General features: G+C 73.5%; 18 protein-coding genes and 1 pseudogene. 16 read left to right on the top strand and 3 right to left on the bottom strand.

Going from position 1 to position 17,786, the window contains the following annotated elements; genetic code table 11:
- Positions 1–83 precede the first annotated feature (83 nt).
- The 5 genes from OIE75_RS03755 to OIE75_RS03735 all read left to right on the top strand — a co-directional run bounded on the left by OIE75_RS03755 (position 84) and on the right by OIE75_RS03735 (position 4,122).
- Entirely contained in the window at positions 84–1,223 is a 1,140-nt protein-coding gene (locus tag OIE75_RS03755) for a winged helix DNA-binding domain-containing protein (protein WP_329469498.1), read from the top strand.
- Between the two features lie 121 nt (positions 1,224–1,344).
- Positions 1,345–1,776 carry an NfeD family protein gene (locus tag OIE75_RS03750; RefSeq protein WP_307009638.1) on the top strand — a complete coding sequence of 144 codons (432 nt, stop codon included), beginning with the start codon at positions 1,345–1,347 and terminating at the stop codon, positions 1,774–1,776.
- Positions 1,777–1,778: 2 nt separating this feature from the next.
- Entirely contained in the window at positions 1,779–2,825 is a 1,047-nt protein-coding gene (locus OIE75_RS03745) for an SPFH domain-containing protein (protein ID WP_329469497.1), read from the top strand.
- A gap of 28 nt (positions 2,826–2,853) precedes the next feature.
- Positions 2,854–3,858 carry a TerC family protein gene (locus OIE75_RS03740; RefSeq protein ID WP_329469495.1) on the top strand — a complete coding sequence of 335 codons (1,005 nt, stop codon included), beginning with the start codon at positions 2,854–2,856 and terminating at the stop codon, positions 3,856–3,858.
- A 54-nt stretch (positions 3,859–3,912) separates the two neighbouring features.
- Positions 3,913–4,122, top strand: coding sequence for a hypothetical protein (locus OIE75_RS03735; protein ID WP_329469494.1), 210 nt, complete (start codon positions 3,913–3,915; stop codon positions 4,120–4,122).
- 52 nt (positions 4,123–4,174) lie between these two features.
- Here the strand turns inward: OIE75_RS03735 and OIE75_RS03730 are convergent, their stop codons facing one another.
- Positions 4,175–5,113 carry a DUF3152 domain-containing protein gene (locus OIE75_RS03730; protein ID WP_329469493.1) on the bottom strand — a complete coding sequence of 313 codons (939 nt, stop codon included), beginning with the start codon at positions 5,111–5,113 and terminating at the stop codon, positions 4,175–4,177.
- Between the two features lie 113 nt (positions 5,114–5,226).
- Between OIE75_RS03730 and OIE75_RS03725 the strand changes: the two genes are divergently transcribed.
- The 3 genes from OIE75_RS03725 to OIE75_RS03715 are packed head-to-tail and all read left to right on the top strand — an operon-like array spanning position 5,227 to position 8,077.
- On the top strand, positions 5,227–5,916 hold the full coding sequence (locus OIE75_RS03725; RefSeq protein WP_307009627.1) for a response regulator transcription factor: 690 nt from the start codon (positions 5,227–5,229) through the stop codon (positions 5,914–5,916).
- Entirely contained in the window at positions 5,913–7,412 is a 1,500-nt protein-coding gene (locus OIE75_RS03720) for a HAMP domain-containing sensor histidine kinase (protein WP_329469492.1), read from the top strand. Before OIE75_RS03725 ends, OIE75_RS03720 begins: the two co-directional genes overlap by 4 nt.
- Positions 7,409–8,077 carry a hypothetical protein gene (locus OIE75_RS03715; RefSeq protein WP_329469491.1) on the top strand — a complete coding sequence of 223 codons (669 nt, stop codon included), beginning with the start codon at positions 7,409–7,411 and terminating at the stop codon, positions 8,075–8,077. Before OIE75_RS03720 ends, OIE75_RS03715 begins: the two co-directional genes overlap by 4 nt.
- Positions 8,078–8,088: 11 nt before the next feature.
- On the opposite strand, the gene OIE75_RS03710 is transcribed toward OIE75_RS03715, so the two are convergent.
- Entirely contained in the window at positions 8,089–8,448 is a 360-nt protein-coding gene (locus tag OIE75_RS03710; protein WP_307009621.1) for a DUF6479 family protein, read from the bottom strand.
- Between the two features lie 90 nt (positions 8,449–8,538).
- On the opposite strand from OIE75_RS03710, the gene OIE75_RS03705 reads away from it, so the two are divergent.
- The 4 genes and pseudogenes from OIE75_RS03705 to OIE75_RS03690 all read left to right on the top strand — a co-directional run bounded on the left by OIE75_RS03705 (position 8,539) and on the right by OIE75_RS03690 (position 12,106).
- Entirely contained in the window at positions 8,539–8,916 is a 378-nt protein-coding gene (locus OIE75_RS03705) for a four-helix bundle copper-binding protein (RefSeq protein WP_329469489.1), read from the top strand.
- A gap of 55 nt (positions 8,917–8,971) precedes the next feature.
- Positions 8,972–9,832 (top strand): oxygenase MpaB family protein, encoded by an 861-nt coding sequence (locus OIE75_RS03700; protein ID WP_329469487.1) that lies wholly within the window; start codon positions 8,972–8,974, stop codon positions 9,830–9,832.
- A 73-nt stretch (positions 9,833–9,905) separates the two neighbouring features.
- A pseudogene (locus OIE75_RS03695) lies at positions 9,906–10,389 on the top strand (serine/threonine-protein kinase); the annotation flags it as partial.
- A 142-nt stretch (positions 10,390–10,531) separates the two neighbouring features.
- Positions 10,532–12,106 (top strand): phytoene desaturase family protein, encoded by a 1,575-nt coding sequence (locus tag OIE75_RS03690; RefSeq protein ID WP_329469486.1) that lies wholly within the window; start codon positions 10,532–10,534, stop codon positions 12,104–12,106.
- A gap of 46 nt (positions 12,107–12,152) precedes the next feature.
- Here the strand turns inward: OIE75_RS03690 and OIE75_RS03685 are convergent, their stop codons facing one another.
- The gene (locus tag OIE75_RS03685) at positions 12,153–13,928 is read right to left on the bottom strand and encodes a serine hydrolase (protein ID WP_329469484.1); all 1,776 of its coding nucleotides are present in this window, start codon (positions 13,926–13,928) and stop codon (positions 12,153–12,155) included.
- Positions 13,929–14,089: 161 nt separating this feature from the next.
- Between OIE75_RS03685 and OIE75_RS03680 the strand changes: the two genes are divergently transcribed.
- The 4 genes from OIE75_RS03680 (at position 14,090) to OIE75_RS03665 (ending at position 17,784) form a co-directional block, all read left to right on the top strand.
- A complete protein-coding gene (locus OIE75_RS03680) occupies positions 14,090–15,589 on the top strand; it encodes an acyl-CoA synthetase (RefSeq protein ID WP_307009612.1) in 1,500 nt (499 codons plus the stop codon).
- Positions 15,590–15,639: 50 nt separating this feature from the next.
- Positions 15,640–16,515, top strand: coding sequence for an alpha/beta fold hydrolase (locus tag OIE75_RS03675; RefSeq protein ID WP_307009611.1), 876 nt, complete (start codon positions 15,640–15,642; stop codon positions 16,513–16,515).
- Positions 16,516–16,552: 37 nt separating this feature from the next.
- A complete protein-coding gene (locus OIE75_RS03670) occupies positions 16,553–16,795 on the top strand; it encodes a DUF397 domain-containing protein (protein WP_122618732.1) in 243 nt (80 codons plus the stop codon).
- Between the two features lie 86 nt (positions 16,796–16,881).
- On the top strand, positions 16,882–17,784 hold the full coding sequence (locus OIE75_RS03665; RefSeq protein ID WP_307009608.1) for a universal stress protein: 903 nt from the start codon (positions 16,882–16,884) through the stop codon (positions 17,782–17,784).
- Positions 17,785–17,786: the final 2 nt, after the last annotated feature.

Raw genomic sequence — 17,786 nt, 5'->3', positions numbered from 1 at the left:
GGCCGGTCCGACGGGCGAGGGCGGGGGAGGGGCCTCCACGCCCACGTCGCCCCGCGCCGGCCGAGGGAGGCAATAATCCGTGCGTGACTCTCACCCCGCGACGCCTCGCCCTGGCCACCCTGGACCGGCAACTCCTGCTCGAACGCGAGCGCCTGGACGTGGCGGAGGCGGTGCGCCGGGTCTGCGCGCTGCAGGCGCAGTCACCGGCGTCGCCTTACCTGGCGCTGTGGAACAGGGTGCGGGACTTCGCGCCGGAGGACCTCGACGCGGCGTTCGCGGAGCGCCGGATCGTCAAGGCGAGCCTGATGCGGATCACCCTGCACGCCGTGCACGCCGAGGACTACGCGCCCTACCGCGCGGCGATGCTGAGCACCCTGCGCGCCTCCCGGCTGTACGACCGCCGCTTCACCTCGACGGCGCTGACCCCCGCCGACGCCGACTCGGTCCTTCCGGAGCTGGCCGGGTTCCTCGGCCGGCCCCGCACCGGCGCCGAGGTGGAGCAGGAGGTCACCGCGCGGTTCGGCGAGGACGCGCACCGCGTGTGGTGGGCGCTGCGCACCTACGCGCCGATACATCACGGGCCGACCGGCGGACCCTGGTCGTTCACCGCGCGCAACGCCTACCTGGCCGCCCCGGCGGACGCCGAGAACGGTCCGGGGGAGGCGGCCGCGGGGGTGCGGCGGCTGCTGCTCTCCTACCTGCGGGCGTTCGGGCCCGCCACGGCCCAGGACTTCGCCCGCTTCACCCTGCTGACGCGCGGCGCCGTCGACGGGGCGCTGCACGAACTCGGCGACCGGGTGGTGCCGGTGGCGGGCCGGGGCCGCGCCGCCCTGTACGACCTGGCGGACGCCACCGTGCCGGCCGAGGACACCGAGGCCCCGCCCCGGCTGCTGCCGATGTGGGACAGCACCCTGCTCGCGCACGTCGTACCGGGACGGTTCCTGCCTCCCGAGTACCGCCCGGCGGTCGTCCGCCGCAACGGTGACGTGCTGCCCTGCCTGCTGGTCGACGGCCGCGTCGCCGGGGTGTGGCGCACGGTCGACGGCGGATTGGAACTGACCGCCTTCCACAAGCTCGGCAAGGCCGCGTGGCGCGGCGTGACCGAGGAGGCGGAGAAACTCTCGGCGCTGCTCGCCGACCGCGATCCGGCCGTGTACCGGCGCTACGGACACTGGTGGGAAAAAGGGCTCCCGGGTGCCGAACACGTGACCGTGAAGGGCTGATCCCGGTCGGGGTCGGATTTTCCGAGAACCAGGTAAAATTACGCCAAAGGCGCCATTGTGGTGCCTTGATCACTACTTGATCAACAGACCGCTCTTTTCGCGTCGTCCGGGAGGGGTCGCCATGGATCCGTGGCTGATCTGGTTGATCGTTTCGGCGGTCCTGATCGTGGCGGAGATATTCACTCTGACCGCCGCGCTCGGAATGCTGGGTGCGGCCGCGCTGATCACGGCGGGATCCGCCGCGGCCGGCCTTTCGCCGCCTTTCCAGTTCCTGCTCTTCACCGTCGTCGCCACGGTCACCCTGCTGTTCGTGCGCCCCGTCGCCGTACGCCATCTCCTGCAGCCCCAGACCGAGCGGTTCGGCGTGGAGGCGCTGGTCGGCAAGGCCGCGTACGTCGTCTCCGAGGTGACGGGCATGGACGGCAGGGTCCGTATCGGCGGTGAGGAGTGGAGCGCCCGTTCCTACGACGAGACGCTGGTGATTCCCCGCGGGGCGAAGGTCGACGTAATGGAGATCAGCGGCACCACCGCATTCGTCTATCCCCGGGAGTGACCATGGAATTCTCGGCGTTCCTGATCGCCGGTGTGATCGTCGCGCTTCTCGCGGTGTTCACCGTGGTGCGGGCGGTTCGCATCGTGCCCCAGGCCCGTGCCCGCAACGTCGAACGGCTCGGCCGCTACCATCGCACGCTGAAACCGGGGCTGAACCTCGTCATCCCCTACATCGACCGGGTCTATCCGGTGATAGACCTGCGCGAACAGGTCGTCTCCTTCAAACCGCAGCCGGTCATCACCGAGGACAACCTGGTCGTCGAGATCGACACCGTGCTGTATTTCCAGGTGACCGATCCACGCGCGGCCTTCTACGAGATAGCGAATTTCCTCCAGGCGGTGGAGCAGCTCACCGTCACCACCCTGCGCAACGTCGTGGGTTCGATGGACCTGGAGAAGACCCTCACCTCGCGCGACACCATCAACAGCCAGCTCCGCGGCGTACTGGACGAGGCCACCGGGAAATGGGGGCTGCGCGTGAACCGGGTGGAGATCAAGGCCATCGACCCGCCGCAGTCCATCAAGGACGCGATGCAGAAGCAGATGCGGGCCGAGCGCGACAAGCGGGCCGCGATCCTCGGCGCGGAGGGCCAGCGCCAGTCGCAGATCCTCACCGCCGAGGGCGACAAGCAGGCCGCCGTGCTGCGCGCGGAGGGCAACCGCACCGCCGAGATCCTCAAGGCCGAGGGGCAGTCCCGGGCCATCGACGAGGTCTTCCAGGCCGTGCACCGCAACGACCCCGACCCCAAGCTCCTGGCCTACCAGTACCTCCAGGTGCTGCCGCAGCTCGCCCAGGGTTCGGGCAGTACGTTCTGGGTCATCCCCAGCGAGGTCACCTCCGCGCTCCAGGGCGTCTCCCGCGCCTTCACCGAAGCGCTGCCCCAGTCACCCGCCACCCGCGAGAGCCGTTCGGACGACGGTGCCGCCCAGGCCGCCAACGACACGGCCCAGGCCGCGGAGGCCGCCGCCGAGGCCCTCGCCGACGCCGCCCGGGCCGACCGGGTGACCCCCGAGGCGATGCGCGCCGCTCCCGTGACCGACGACCGATGAGAACCCCGCCCGTCCATGCGAGGCCCCCATGTTCGATGTGCCCTTCTGGCTCTGGACAGTCTTCGCCGCCACCGTCGTCGTGTCGCTCACCGTCGACCTCCTGGCCCACCGCAGCGCACACGTCATCGGATTCAAGGAGGCGGCCGCCTGGAGCGGCCTGTGGGTGGGCCTGGCGCTCGTCTTCGGGGCGATCGTCTTCCTCGTCCTCGGCCCGACCGCGGGCACGGAGTACACCACCGCGTGGCTGCTGGAGAAGAGTCTCTCGGTCGACAACCTCTTCGTCTTCGCCCTGATCTTCGCCTACTTCAAGGTGCCACGCGCCTACCAGCACCGCGTCCTCTTCTTCGGCGTCATCGGGGCGCTGGTGTTCCGCGGCATCTTCCTCGCCGCCGGTGTGGCCGTGGTCAACCGCTTCACCGCCGTGCTGTTCGCCTTCGCGGCCATCCTGTTCTGGAGCGTCTACAAGATCCTCAAGGGCGAGGAGGAGAGCTTCGACCCCGGCAAGAGCTTCGCCGTCCGGCTGCTGCGCAAGATCATCCCTGTGCGGGACACCTACGCCGGCCCGAAGTTCTTCGTGAAGGAGGCCGGCAAGCACGTGGCGACGCCGCTGCTCGCCGTCGTCGCCGCGATCGAGGCGGCGGACCTGATCTTCGCCGTGGACAGCGTGCCCGCCGTGCTCGCGGTCAGTGACGACACCTTCATCGTCTACACCAGCAACGCCTTCGCCATCCTCGGCCTGCGGGCCTTGTACTTCATGCTCTCCGGGCTGCTCGACCGCTTCCACTACCTGAGCAAGGGACTGGCGATCATCCTGGGGTTCATCGGCCTCAAGCTCATCCTCCAGGCGCTCCACAAGATAGTCAGCCCCTCCGTGCCGGAGATCCCCTCGCCCGTGAGTCTGGCGGTCATCGTCGTGGTCCTGGCGGCGTCGGTGTTCCTGAGCCTGCGGCGTCCACCCGACACGGACGACGGGGACACGGGCGGTCCCGACGCGGAAGTCCCGACCTCACCCGAACATAGGAACGTAAAATAGGGGTAAAGTCTCACAAGAGGTCCCAAATCCGTTCCCAGTGCGGACGTGAGAACCATGAGCAGTCACACACAGCAGACGAAGCAGACCCGCACCGCACCGCGGCAGGCCGACGCGCAGCGCCATGACATCTGCCCCACCTGCGGTCATTCCGTCCCGGCGGAGATCACCCGCCACAAGACCCTCGGGATCTACGTCCCGGTCTGGGGGCCGGGCACCTGCCGGAACCCCGACTGCGGTACCGACGCGGACGGCCCCCGCCACTGACACCGTTCCGCCACCGGCACGCGGTGCCGAGGGGCCCGGCGCCCGCCCGGGCTCAGCCGACGGCGGGCCCCGTGACGGGCCTGCCCTCGGCGTCGTAGGGCCAGACGTTGGTCCGGCAGCCGTGCAGGCCCTTGATCTGCTGCATCATGACCGGTGCCGGCCGCCCCGCCCCGGGGCACCCCTCGTGGCCGTGGCCCAGGAAGTGCCCGACCTCGTGGTTGATGATCAGCGCCCGGTACGACGTCACGTCGTCCGCGTAGTACTGCGTGGCCAGCAGCCACCGCTTGAGGTTGACCATCACGTCCTGACCGACGTTGCAGTTGACCTCGCCGCCGGTGTCCAGGCCGTAACGGCCGCAGATCGTGTCCACCGTCCCCGCTGTGGCGAGCCGTACCCGGAAGTCGGAGGCGCCGCCCGACACCCGCCGGAACCCCACGATTTCGTCCGCCGTCCAGCCCCGCTCGTCGGCGAGGATCCGTTCGACCTCGGCCGCGACGTCCCGGGCCGGGATCCCGATGCCGTCCTCGACCTGCACCACGTAGGTCAGCGTCCGCCCGCTCCCGCCGACCCGTTCCCCGCCGCCGCCCGCGGTGGCGAACGTCCCCGGGCCGGACGACGGGATCGAACCGGGGTCGACCTTCCCCGCCTCTTCCGTCCCGTCGGTCCTCTCCTTCTCCTTCTCCGTCGTCTCGGCCTTCTGTGTCTCGACGGCGCCGCGCGGCCCGGGCCGCGCGGATGCGGCGGACGACGCGGAGGGGCCCGGCGAGCCCGCCGGGCCGGCGGAGCGGTCCGTGGCGGCTTCCCCGCCCTCCCGCAGGGCCAGACCACCGGCGAACACCAGCACCGCCCCGGCCGCGAGCACCGCCCACAGCAGACGCGACCGGACGCCCCGGCGGCGGCGCGCACCGCCGCCACGGCGGCCGCCGGACCGGCGGCGGTGCCGCCGGTCCGGCGCGGAGGAGGACGAGGGAGTCGATCGGCGCTCGTTCATGATCACGAAGCGTGCCGCGACGACGTGATCGCCCGTGGACCGCTGTTGGACCGCTGTGTAACAGCCGTCACCCGCGCGGGGACGCCCGCCCGTTCATACGCATACTGAGACCCATGCCACGGGTCCTGATCATCGAAGACGACCGCGCCGTCCGCGACGGCCTGCGCCTCGCGCTGCGCCGCCAGGGGCACGAGGTCGCCGCCGCCGCGACGGGCGAGGAAGGGCTGGAGCTGCTGCGGTCGTTCCGGCCCGACGCCGTCGTCCTCGACCTGATGCTGCCCGGCATGTCCGGCCTGGAGGTGTGCCGGCGCGCACGCGCCCACGACCAGGTGCCGATCATCATGGCCACCGCCCGCGGCGACGACACGGACATCGTCGTCGGCCTGGAGGCCGGAGCCGACGACTACGTGGTCAAGCCGGTCCGCGCCCGGGTCCTGGACGCACGCATCCGCGCGGTGCTGCGCCGCGCCGGCGGCACCGCGGACGACCAGGGCACCCCGCGCACGGAGCACCACGGCGACCTGGTCATCGACCGCGCCGGACTGACCGTCACCCACCAGGGGCGGCCCGTCGCCCTCGGCCCCTCGGAACTGCGGCTGCTGCTCACGCTGTCCGCGTCGGCGGGCCAGGTGTTCAGCCGCCAGCAGCTCCTGGAAGCGGTGTGGGAGCACAGCTACCACGGGGACGCCCGCCTCGTGGACGCCTGCGTCAAGCGCCTGCGGGCCAAGATCGGCGAGCCCGCGGGGAGCCCCCGCCACGTCCACACCGTGCGCGGCTTCGGCTACCGGTTCGGGGCCCGGTGAGGGTTCCGCGGGCGCTGCGCGCGCTGAACGGGCTGCGGGTGAGGCTGGTGGTGGCCTTCACCCTCGTCGCCGTCGTGGCCACCGTGACCACCGGCGCGCTGACCTTCCGCGAGGCACGCAACGGGGTCCTCCAGCAGAGCCAGGACACCGTGATCGAGGACTTCCGGCACCGGGTCAACACCCTGGTCCCCAACTACCGCTTTCCGCCCGACGCGGCCGATCTCCAGGCGTTCGCCGCCGACGTGGCGCGCAGCGGCCGGTCCCAGACCTGGCGGGTACTCGCCGCCTACCGGGACACCGACGCCACCTCGCGCCCCGGGGACGCCTTCCGCGAACTGTCCCCGGAGATGCGCGAGTCCGTACGCTCCCGCCGGGCCACCGTGTTCCAGCGGGTGTCGCACGACGGCCGGTCCGCACTCGTCGTCGGCATGCCGGTCACCTTCACCGGCCCGTACCCCGTCTCGGAGCGCGCCTCCGGCCTGGAGGTCTACCTGACCGTGCCCCAGCAGGAGGAACAGGGTTACGTCGACGCCCTGGTCACCGCCATCGAACGGGCCACCGTGCCGGCGCTGGCGCTGGCCGTGCTGATCGCGCTGCTGGCCGCGCGCGGGGTGCTGCGACCCGTGCGGGCACTGCGCCGGGCCACCCGCAGCATCGCCGAGGGCCGCCTGGACACCCGGCTCGCGGTGCAGGGCTCCGACGAACTCGCCGACCTGTCCCACACCTTCAACGAGACCGCCGCCGCCCTGGAGGGCTCGGTGGCGGAGCTGCGGCGCATGGAGGCCGGCGCACGCCGTTTCGCCGCGGACGTCTCGCACGAACTGCGCACCCCGCTCGCGGCGATGTCGGCGGTGACGGACGTACTCGACGAGGACGCCGCCGGACTGGACGAGGACACGGCGACGGCGGTGCGCCTCATCAGCGAGGAGACCACCAAGCTGGCCGCCCTGGTGGACGACCTGATGGAGATCTCCCGGTTCGACGCGGGGGCCGCCGCCCTGCACCTGGACGAGATCGACCTGGCGGAGTCCGTGCGGCGCACGCTCGCCTCCCGCGGCTGGCTGGACTCGGTGACGGCCGGCCTGCCCGGACCGGGCGAGCTGCGCGGCCGGGTCGACCCGCGCCGCCTCGACGTCGTCGTCGCGAACCTCGTCGGCAACGCCCTGCGGCACGGCGCACCCCCGGTCCACGTCGGCCTGAGCGCGGGGGACGAAACGCGCACCGGGGAACAGGCGGTCCTCACGGTCCGCGACCGGGGCGACGGCATCCCCGAGAGCGTCCTGCCGCACGTCTTCGACCGCTTCTACAAGTCGGACGTCGCCCGCACCCGCAGCGAGGGCAGCGGCCTCGGGCTGGCCATCACCGCGGAGAACGTACGCCTGCACGGCGGCACCGTCCGGGCGGCCAACGACCCGGACGGCGGCGCGGTCTTCACGGTCGTCCTGCCCCTGCCGCGCGACGGGGCGACGGACGCGGCCAAGGAGGACCGGACATGACACCGCCGATGACACCACGGCCCGCCCGACGCGCCCTCCCGCTCCTGCTCGCGGCGCTGCTCCCGCTGGCCGGCTGCGGCATCCCCGAGACCGGTGTGGTCGAGGCGGGTGAACCCGCGACCGGCGTCGTGGAACCGGGCGCCGCTCCCAGCCCGTCCCAGGCACAGCCCACCCCGGTGCCCGTCGCCGCCGTGCCGCTCTTCTTCGTCGACGACGGCGCCCTGGCGCCGGTGACCCGGACGGTGCCCAGCGCCACCGATCCCGGCACCATCGTCCTCATGCTGTTCAAGGGCCCGGACGACCAGGAGCGGAACAGGGGGCTGACGACCGAACTGCCGCTCACCGCCGCCGCGCCCACCGTCCGCGTCGACGGGGCGTCGGTCACCGTGCTCCTGCCGCGCGGCACCGCCAGCCTCAGCGACACGGCCGTGGACCAGCTGGCCTGCACGGTCGCCGCCGCCCGGCTGCGTCAGGACCCGTCGCTGTACCGGGCGCAGGTGACCGTGGAGCAGCCCGGTGGCCGGCTCGCGGGCCGCTCCAGCGACGACTGCCCGGCGGGCGCGGAACCGGCCCGGGCCGGGACGGGCGGCACCGACACCGCCGTGCCGCGCGCAAGCGGAACCGGTGCCCCCGGCCCATCCGGTGGCACCGGCGGTGTCGGCTGACGAACCCCGCGTCAGCGTCGGCCGCCCGGCCCTCCGCTGCCGAACCCACCGCTGCCGCCCTCGTCCCAGCGGGGCCGCTCCTGTCCGGCGGCGGTGCGGCTGCCCTGATGGCCCAGGTCGTGCGGCAGCGTCCGTTCATCGCTCTGCGGCATCTCGTCGGGCTCCCGACGCTCCCGTACCTCGCGCACCGGCCCGTCGTCGGGCAGGCGGGGCTGCTCCTCCGGAAGCGGCGGCGGAGACTCACGGCGCTTCAGACGGCTGCCGAAGGCGAACGCGCCGATCAGCAGGGCCGCCACCACGACGGCGGCCACGATCAGTCCGATGCCGAGCCCGCCCGCGCCCGCGGCCAGGTCCATTGCTGTGTCGTTCATGGCGGTCGGGTACCCGGAAATCCCGCCAGAACCCTTGGAAACACCCGGGCCCGCCGGTTTGCCGTCGCTCGCGGCGGCAACCCGCCCGGTGTGACATCGACGACGACTTCCCAGCAGGAGCTGTTCCGCTTCCTCGAGGACCGCTTCGCGTGCGCACAGGCGTGCACCGAGTGCGCCAGAGCCTGCGCGCTGCGGGCCAGCCTCGTGGACCCGGACGGAACCGAGAACCAGGAACTCGTACGGCGCCGGGGCATCATGTGCGCGGAGGTCTGCGACGCGACCTGCCGGGTGCTGTCCGAACAGAACCAGGTGGACGAGGACGCCATCCGCGTCCAGCTGGAGTGGTGCCGGCAGGTGTGCCTGGAGAGCGCCCACGTCTTCGACGCGTACCCGGGCGCCGAGGAGAGCGCGCAGGCGTGCCGCGACTGCGCCCGGGCCTGCGGAGAGTTCCTGGACACCCTGCACTGACGCCCGGGAGCGGCGGCCCCTGGGATCCGGCCGCGCGGGGCGTTAGCCTCGCGGCATGGCGGCGACGCGTTCGAACGCCGATCCGGGGCTGTTCGGCCCGGACTCGGTGACCTGGCAGGCGCACGGCGACCCCATGATGTGGATCGCCGGCATCCGCGCCCTCTACCTCCAGGCCCTGCACCCCCGCGCCGTACGGGGTGTCACGCAGAACAGCGACTTCCGGCGCGACGCCTGGGGCCGCCTGATGCGCACCGCCGGATTCGTCGGCACCACGACGTACGGCACCACGGAGGCTGCCGAGCGGGCGGGAGCCCGGGTCCGGAAGATCCACACCCTGCTCGGCGCGACCGACCCCGGCACGGGGGAGCGGTACGGCGTGGACGAACCCGCGCTGCTGATGTGGGTGCACTGCGCCGAGATCGGCTCCTACCTGCACGTCCTGCGCCGCTCCGGCTACCCCCTCACCGACGCCCACGCCGACCGCTACCTCGCCGAGCACCGGCACAGCGCCCGCCTCGTCGGCCTCGACCCCGACGCCGTACCCGCCGACCGGTCCGAGCTGGCCGCCTACTTCGACCGGGTACGGCCCGAGCTGGCCGCCGGCGCCGAGGCCCACGAGGTGGACGACTTCCTGCGCAACCCGCCCGTCCCGCCCCTGCTGGTCCCGGCCCGCGCACTGCTGTGGCGGCGGGTCGCGCATCTGGCGTACGACTCCCTACCGCCGTACGCGCACGAGCTGTACGGCAGACCGGCGCCCCCACCCGCCACCGTCACCCGGCGGCTGCGCGCCACGGGCACCCTGCTGCGCGCGATTCCCGCACGTCTGCGCTGGCAACTGCCGCCCAGACACATCCTGAGCGCGATGGCACGGCTCGGTCCGGCCGCGCGCCCGGCACCGTACAAACTCGGACGATAAGCCGCCGTACTGGACCGGCCAGGGGAGGGCGCGGACTGCTACGGGGGCGGGCAGCGAGACGGGGGACACCACGCTGATCCAGGGCCGGTACCGGCTGCTGGAGCGGATCGGGCGCGGCGGCATGGGCGAGGTCTGGCGGGCGAAGGACGAGTCACTGGGCCGTCGCGTCGCCGTCAAGTGCCTCAAACCGCTGGGCACCCAGCACGACCAGTAGTTCACCCGCGTGCTGCGGGAGCGGTTCCGGCGCGAGGCCCGGGTGGCCGCCGCGCTCCAGCACCGCGGGGTCACCGTCGTCCACGACTTCGGCGAGTGGGACGGCGTGCTCTTCCTGGTCACGAGCTGCTGGAGGGCCGGGACCTGAGCCGGCCCTCCTCAAGGACAACGGCCACGGCCCGCTGCCGGTCCCCGACGTCGTCGACATCGCCGAACAGGTCGCCCAGGCGCTCGCCTACACCCACGAGCAGGGCATCGTGCACCGCGACCTGAAGCCGGCGAACCTCGTCCGGCTCGCCGACGGCACCGTGAAGATCTGCGACTTCGGCATCGCCCGGCTGGGCGCACCGCCCTGCTGGTGCGCACCCACCGGCGGGCCGGACCTCCCGTGGGCACCGCGAGGCGGCCCGGTCACCGGCGGGCTCCTACCGGCCCGCCCGTGAGCCACCCCTGGCCGCCCCGGACCACCCCGTGTTACCAAGAGCCATGACCCCGACCAGCACACCCACCGCCTCCCGCATCTACGACGCCGTGATCGTCGGCGGCGGCCACAACGGCCTGGTCGCCGCCGCCTACCTGGCCCGCGCCGGCCGTTCCGTGCTGGTACTGGAACGGCTGGACCACACGGGCGGCGCGGCCGTCTCCACCCGGCCGTTCGCCGGGGTCGACGCCCGGCTGTCCCGGTACTCCTACCTGGTCAGCCTGTTGCCCGAGAAGATCGTGCGGGACCTGGACCTGGACTTCCGCGTCCGCGGGCGCACGGTCTCCTCGTACACGCCCGTCGAGCGCGACGGCCGCTCCACCGGGCTCCTCGTCGGCGGCGGCGAGCGGCGGACGCGGGAATCCTTCGCCCGTCTCACCGGGTCGGACCGGGAGTACACGGCCTGGCAGCGGTTCTACGCCATGACCGGCCACGTCGCCGAACGCGTCTTCCCGACCCTCACCGAGCCCCTGCCCACCCGCGACGAGCTGCGCCGCCGGATCGACGACGAGGCGGCCTGGCGGGCCCTGTTCGAGGAACCGGTCGGCGTCGCGATCGAGGAGCACTTCGCCGACGACACCGTCCGGGGCGTCGCCCTCACCGACGCCCTGATCGGCACCTTCGCCGACGCCCACGACCCCTCGCTGAGCCAGAACCGGTGCTTCCTCTACCACGTGATCGGCGGCGGCACCGGCGCCTGGGACGTGCCGGTCGGCGGCATGGGCGCCCTCACCGACGCCCTGGCCGGCGCGGCGCGCGCCGCCGGCGCCGAGCTCGCCACCGGCCACGAGGCGGTGCGGATCGACACCGACGGACGCTCGGCCGAGGTCACCCACCGCTCCGCCGCCGGCGAGCACGTCACCGCCGCACGGCACGTCCTGGTGAACGCCTCCCCGCGAGAGATGGCCGCCCTGACCGGCACCCCCGCGCCGCCGCCCGCCGAGGGCGCCCAGCTCAAGGTCAACATGCTGCTCGACCGGCTCCCGGCACTGCGCGACCCCGACGCCGACCCGCGCGAGGCGTTCGCCGGGACCTTCCACATCGCCGAGGGGTACGAGCAGTTGGCCGCCGCCCACGCCCAGGCGTCCGCGGGCTCACTCCCCGCCGCCCCGCCCTCCGAGATCTACTGCCACTCCCTGACCGACCCCAGCATCCTCGGCCCGGATCCGGCGGGCCGGGGCCTGCACACCCTGACGCTCTTCGGCCTGCACACCCCCGCCCGGCTCTTCGCCGGGGACAACGACGCCGTACGCGAGGACCTGCTGAAGTCGACCCTCGCCCAGCTCGACGCCCACCTCGCCGAGCCGATCGCCGACTGTCTGGCGACGGACGCCGACGGGAGGCCCTGCATCGAGGCCAGGACGCCGCTCGACCTGGAGCGCGACCTGCGCCTGCCCGGCGGCAACATCTTCCACCGCGAGCTGTCCTGGCCGCACACCCAGGACGGCACCGGCCGCTGGGGCGTGGAGACCGCTCAGGCCAACGTCCTGCTGTGCGGGGCGGGCGCGGTGCGCGGGGGAGGGGTGAGCGGCGTGCCGGGACACAACGCGGCGATGGCGGTCCTGGAGGCGGACCGGTGACGGGTGCCCGGGCCGGCCGCGCCGGCCGCCCCGCCCGGGGCCTGGACTAGTCGGCCGACGCCGTCCACCCCGCCGTCTCGACGCGCGCCGCGTCCGCCGGGCGCGCGTCGTGGAACAGGACGTCGCCCGCCGCCTCCGCCCGCAGCCCGTCGACGTACGCGCCGCGGCCCACGTACAGCCGGTCGGTGGTGTACCGCCAGCGCAGCGTGAGCGCGCGGGCGGCCGGGAGTCCGGCCGTCAACCGGTGCCAGACACGCCCCGACCAGCCGGTGACCGAGCCGTCCTCGTGCGCCACGGGTCCGTCTCCGCGCCGCGTGGTCGTGAACGGGACGGACCGCCAGGCGGCACCGCCGTCCGTCGAGGCCTCCAGGACGAGGGCGTCCGACCCGGGTTCGGTGTCCCACCACAGGTCACAGCGCAGCCGCGCCCGCCCGGCCGACGTGTCGAGCGCGGGCAGCGTGAGCGTGGCCGTCGCGGAACTCGCCGTCCCGGAGAACCACGCCGTGCGCCCGTGCGCGGGCCGGACCGCCACCGCCCGCGCCAGGTGGGTGCCGGCCGCCACCCGGGGCGCGGACCCCGAGCGCCAACTGCGCACCGGATGCACCGAGTTGCCGAGCACGATCAGGAACGAGTCCGTCGTCGGGTCGAGCACCAGCGACGTGCCCGTGAAGCCGGTGTGCCCGGCCGTGCGCGGCGTCGCCATGGCACCCATGTACCAGTGCTGGTACAGCTCGAAGCCCAGGCCGTGCGCGTCCCTGGGGAAGTCCGTGTTGAAGTCGGTGAACATCATCTCCACCGACTCCGGCCGCAGGACGCGCGCCCGGCCGTAGGAACCGCCGTTGAGCAGGGTCCGGCCGAGCACCGCCAGGTCCCACGCGCAGGAGAACACCCCGGCGTGACCGGCGACGCCGCCGAGGCTGAACGCGTTCTCGTCGTGCACCTCGCCCCACACCAGACCGCGGTCGAGGCCGGACCAGGGCTGCCGGGCGTCCTCCGTGGCTGCGATGCCCGGCCGCCAGGACGCGGGCGGGTTGTAGCGGGTGCGGCGCAGACCCAGCGGGCGGGTGATCTCGTCGCGCAGCAGGACGTCCAGCGCGCGGCCGGTGACCTTCTCCAGCACCAGCTGGAGCGAGATCATGTTCAGGTCCGAGTACAGGTACGCCGTACCGGGCGCGCCGACCGGGGCCTCGTCGTAGATGAGCCGCACCTTCTCCTCGTAGGTGGGCGCGCGGAACAGCGGGATCCACGCCCGGAACCCGGAGGTGTGCGTGAGCAGTTGCCGGACCGTCACGTCCTGCTTCCCGGCCCGCCCGAAGTCCGGCAGGTACGACGCGACCGGCGCCTCCAGCTCCAGCGCACCCCGTTCCAGCTGCTGTACGGCGAGGATCGAGGTGAACAGTTTGGAGATGGACGCGAGATCGAACACGGTGTCGCCGGCCATCGGGATCTGCTCCGCGGCCGGGAACTCGACGCCGGTGTCGGTCGCCTCGTCGTACGCCCGGTAGCGCACGGCCATGCCGATCGGCTCGTGCAGCGCGACCGTGCCGCCCCGGCCGGCCAGCAGCACGGCGCCCGCGTACCACGGGTGCCGGGGAGAGGGCCCGAGGTAGGTCTCCGCGTCGCTGACGAGCCGTCGCAGATGACCCGGGAGCAGCCCCGCGCGCTCGGCGGAGCCGCGCCGGAGGGTGGGCCGGCGGCCCCCGTCCGCGACCGCCTCGGCCGGCCCGGCGGCGGACGGGGCGATGGCCAGGGCACCGCCCAGGGCCAGGGCGCCGGCGCCCAGTTGACGCCGTGTGAATCCGCTGGTCGCCTGTCCGGCCATCGAAGAGTCTCCCGCCACCGAAGCTGAAAGTATCTTTCCCGGATCGCCGTGCGGTGTGAAACTTTCCTGTCATGTCGGGGTCGTGTCAATGGGGCGTGCGCGGTCCGCGGACCGGACGCACGCCGCTTGACCCGCCCCGGCGGGCGGCCGAGGATCAGGTCATGAAGCCCGGACACGGCAGCACGGTCGACGGGGTGCTGCGGCGCAGCGCCCGACGCACTCCGGCACGCGTCGCGGTCGAGTACCGCGACCGCACCTGGACGTACGGGGAACTCGACACCGCGGTCTCCCGCGCGGCCGGCGTCCTGCTGGCCGAGGGACTGTCCCCCGGCGACCGGGTCGGCGCCTACGGGCACAACTCCGACGCCTACCTGATCGCCTTCCTGGCCTGCGCCCGGGCGGGGCTGGTGCACGTTCCGGTCAACCAGAACCTCACCGGCGACGACCTCGCCTACCTCGTCGGCCAGTCCGGCAGCTCCCTGGTCCTCGCCGACCCCGGCCTCGCCGACCGGCTGCCGGACGGCACCCGCGTCCTCGCGCTGCGCGACGCCGACGACTCGCTCCTCACCCGCCTCGCCGCGGCGCCCGCGTACGACGGCCCCGAGCCGGCCGGCGACGACCTGGTGCAGCTCCTCTACACCTCCGGCACCACCGCCCTGCCCAAGGGCGCGATGATGACCCACCGGGCCCTGGTGCACGAGTACCTCAGCGCCATCACCGCCCTAGACCTCAGCGCCGGCGACCGCCCCGTGCACGCCCTGCCGCTCTACCACTCGGCGCAGACCCACGTCTTCCTGCTGCCCTACCTCGCCGTCGGCGCCACGAACATCATCCTCGACGCCCCGGACGGCGACCGGCTCTTCGACCTCGTCGAAGCCGGCCGCGTGGACAGCGTCTTCGCGCCGCCCACCGTGTGGATCGGCCTCGCGAACCGGCCCGACTTCGCCACCCGCGACCTCGGCGGCCTGCGCAAGGCCTACTACGGGGCGTCGATCATGCCCGTGCCCGTCCTGGAGCGGCTGCGCGAGCGCCTGCCCGCACTCGCCTTCTACAACTGCTTCGGCCAGAGCGAGATCGGCCCCCTCGCCACCGTCCTCGGCCCGGACGAGCACGAGGGCCGGATGGACTCCTGCGGGCGGCCCGTCCTGTTCGTGGACGCGCGCGTGGTCGACGAGGACGGCGCGGACGTGCCCGACGGCACCCCCGGAGAGGTCGTCTACCGCTCGCCGCAGCTGTGCGAGGGCTACTGGGACAAGCCCGAGGAGACCGAAGCCGCCTTCCGCGACGGGTGGTTCCACTCCGGCGACCTCGCCGTGCGGGACGCGGACGGCTACTACACGATCGTCGACCGCGTGAAGGACGTGATCAACTCCGGCGGCGTCCTGGTCGCCTCCCGCCAGGTCGAGGACGCCCTGTACACGCACGACGGGGTCGCCGAGGTCGCGGTGATCGGCCTGCCCGACGAACGCTGGATCGAGGCCGTCACGGCCGTCGTCGTGCCGCGCGGCGAGGTCACCGAGGACGCGCTGATCGCCCACGCCCGGGACCGGCTCACGGCGTTCAAGGCGCCCAAGGGGGTGCGGTTCGTGGACGCGCTGCCGCGGAACGCCAGCGGGAAGATCCTCAAGCGCGAACTGCGGGACCGCTTCGCCGGGTCCTGACTCCACAACTCCGTTGCGGCCCCCGCCGCCGGCAGCCGAGGATCGGCGCCATGAGCACCTTCACCGCGTACGACGGAACCGAACTCGCCTATCACGTCCGGGGCCGCGGCGCCCCGCTGGTCGTGCTGCCGGGCGGCCCCATGCGGGCCTCCTCCTACCTCGGCGACCTCGGCGGTCTGAGCGCGCACCGCCGGCTGGTCCTGCTCGACCTGCGCGGCACCGGCGACTCCGGCGTCCCCGCCGACCCGGCGACGTACCGCTGCGACCGGCTCGTCGACGACGTGGAGGCGCTCCGGGTCCACCTCGGCCTCGACCGCATGGACGTCCTCGCGCACTCCGCCGGCGGCAGCCTCGCGATGCTCCACGCCGCCCGCCACCCGACGAGCGTGGGACGCCTCGCCCTGATCACCGCCACGCCCTGGGCGCTGGACATGCCCGCCACGCCGGAGGACCGAAGGGCGGCCGCGCTCCTGCGACGGGACGAACCCTGGTTCGAGGAGGCGTACGGCCCCTTCGAGGCGTGGCTGGCCGGCACCGGCGACTTCGACCCGGTGTTCCTCCCCTTCTTCCACGGCCGCTGGGACGACGCCGCCCGCGCCCACGTAGCCCGCGGCCCCCAGGAGTCCAACTACGAGGCGGGCGACGTCTACCTCTCCCCGGACGCCTTCGACCCGCCCGCCACCCGCGCCGCCCTCGCCCGCAGTACCGCCCGGGTCCTGGTCCTCGCCGGAGAACTCGACGGCGGCCCCCGCCCGGAACTCGCCCGCCGCTGCGCCGCCGTCTTCCCGCACGCCGAGGTCGCCGTCCAGCCGGGTGCCGGGCACTACCCCTGGCTCGACGACCCCGAGTGGTTCGTACGGCGTGTCACCGCGTTCCTCGAAGGGCAGCCCTCGCGTGGCCTGTCGGCGGTCGGAGCCGATCGCTAGGCTGGCCGCGAACGACGAGACCGGGAGGAGCACGGACGTGGCCGAGAGCACCACCCACCAGCGCCCGATCATGGGCTGGGACAAGCCGGAGCTGGACCTCAGCGACGCGCAGTGGCAGTCGAGCAGCCGGGGCCTGGGGGATGTCCAGATCGCCTTCGTCGAGGGGTTCATCGCCATGCGCAACAGCGGCAGCCCGGAAAGCCCCTCCCTGATCTTCACCCCCGCGGAATGGGGCGCGTTCGTGTCGGGGGCGCGGGAAGGGGAGTTCGACCTCACCTGACCCGCCCGGTGCGGTGAGCCGACCGGCCGAACCGGGGTGTCCCGTCCCGCGCCGGGGGGAAGGCCGTACTCCGGAGGTGAGGTCCCATGAGCACTCTGCCGGTCATCGCGGCCGTCGACGGTTCCGACGACAGCCTGCGCGCCCTGGACTGGGCCCTCGACGCGGCGCACCGGCGCGGGGCGTCCCTGCGGGTGGTGCACGTGCGCCAGTACGCCACCTGGGCCCAGACCGACATCCTGGTCGCGGGCGAGCCGGACACCGGCGACGACCCGGTGCTCGACCAGGCCCGCGCCCACCTCCAGGGACGTGCCTACGCCGTGGCGACGGAGTACGTCGGCATGGAGGGCGTGCCCGGCGCCGCGCTGCCCGAGCTGGGCGCCGACTCCCAGCTGCTGGTGCTCGGCTCCCGGGGCCGCGGCGGCTTCGCCAGCCTGCTGCTCGGCTCCAACGGCATGGCCGCCGCCCGCGACGCCGAGTGCCCCGTCGTCGTGGTGCCCCGCCCCGGACGCGAGGTGCACGGCGAGGCGCCGGCCGAGGAGGGGCCCCGGGTGGTCGTCGGACTGCACGTGGACAGTCCCGATGAAGCCACCCTCTCCTTCGCCTTCGCCGAGGCCGAGCTGCGCGGCGCCCGCCTCCAGGTCGTCGCCGCCTACCCGTGGCCGGTGCAGACCTGGGCCGCCGCCGGGCAGATCATGCCCCCGGTGATCGACGAGGTCTCCATCGAGAGCGAGACCCGGGTCCTGGCCGACGGCTTCCTGGCCCCGTACCGCGAACGTCATCCCGACGTCCGGGCCGAGCCGTACGTCGCGCCCGGCGACGCCGCCGGTCACCTCGTCGCCACCTCCCGCGACGCCCAGCTGGTCGTCGTCGGCCGCCACCGCCGCCGCCTGCTGGCCCCCGCCCGCATGATGGGCTCGGTCACCCACGCGGTCCTGCTCCACGCGGCGTCCCCGGTCGCGGTCGTCCCACCGGCCCCACCGGAGGGCTGAGG

The organism is Streptomyces sp. NBC_01723 (assembly GCF_036246005.1).
GTDB lineage: Bacteria > Actinomycetota > Actinomycetes > Streptomycetales > Streptomycetaceae > Streptomyces.
The sequence above is the reverse complement of the archived record's forward strand: the minus strand, read 5'-3'. Positions and strand labels throughout refer to the sequence as shown.

What these genes read in the sequence shown, in the direction of transcription:
- OIE75_RS03750 (WP_307009638.1), top strand. Translation starts at nt 1,345, where the DNA reads ATGGATCCGTGGCTGATCTGGTTGATCGTTTCGGCGGTCCTGATCGTG.
- OIE75_RS03745 (WP_329469497.1), top strand. Translation starts at nt 1,779, where the DNA reads ATGGAATTCTCGGCGTTCCTGATCGCCGGTGTGATCGTCGCGCTTCTC.
- OIE75_RS03740 (WP_329469495.1), top strand. Translation starts at nt 2,854, where the DNA reads ATGTTCGATGTGCCCTTCTGGCTCTGGACAGTCTTCGCCGCCACCGTC.
- OIE75_RS03735 (WP_329469494.1), top strand. Translation starts at nt 3,913, where the DNA reads ATGAGCAGTCACACACAGCAGACGAAGCAGACCCGCACCGCACCGCGG.
- OIE75_RS03730 (WP_329469493.1), bottom strand. Translation starts at nt 5,113, where the DNA reads ATGAACGAGCGCCGATCGACTCCCTCGTCCTCCTCCGCGCCGGACCGG.
- OIE75_RS03725 (WP_307009627.1), top strand. Translation starts at nt 5,227, where the DNA reads ATGCCACGGGTCCTGATCATCGAAGACGACCGCGCCGTCCGCGACGGC.
- OIE75_RS03715 (WP_329469491.1), top strand. Translation starts at nt 7,409, where the DNA reads ATGACACCGCCGATGACACCACGGCCCGCCCGACGCGCCCTCCCGCTC.
- OIE75_RS03710 (WP_307009621.1), bottom strand. Translation starts at nt 8,448, where the DNA reads ATGAACGACACAGCAATGGACCTGGCCGCGGGCGCGGGCGGGCTCGGC.
- OIE75_RS03700 (WP_329469487.1), top strand. Translation starts at nt 8,972, where the DNA reads ATGGCGGCGACGCGTTCGAACGCCGATCCGGGGCTGTTCGGCCCGGAC.
- OIE75_RS03690 (WP_329469486.1), top strand. Translation starts at nt 10,532, where the DNA reads ATGACCCCGACCAGCACACCCACCGCCTCCCGCATCTACGACGCCGTG.
- OIE75_RS03685 (WP_329469484.1), bottom strand. Translation starts at nt 13,928, where the DNA reads ATGGCCGGACAGGCGACCAGCGGATTCACACGGCGTCAACTGGGCGCC.
- OIE75_RS03680 (WP_307009612.1), top strand. Translation starts at nt 14,090, where the DNA reads ATGAAGCCCGGACACGGCAGCACGGTCGACGGGGTGCTGCGGCGCAGC.
- OIE75_RS03675 (WP_307009611.1), top strand. Translation starts at nt 15,640, where the DNA reads ATGAGCACCTTCACCGCGTACGACGGAACCGAACTCGCCTATCACGTC.
- OIE75_RS03665 (WP_307009608.1), top strand. Translation starts at nt 16,882, where the DNA reads ATGAGCACTCTGCCGGTCATCGCGGCCGTCGACGGTTCCGACGACAGC.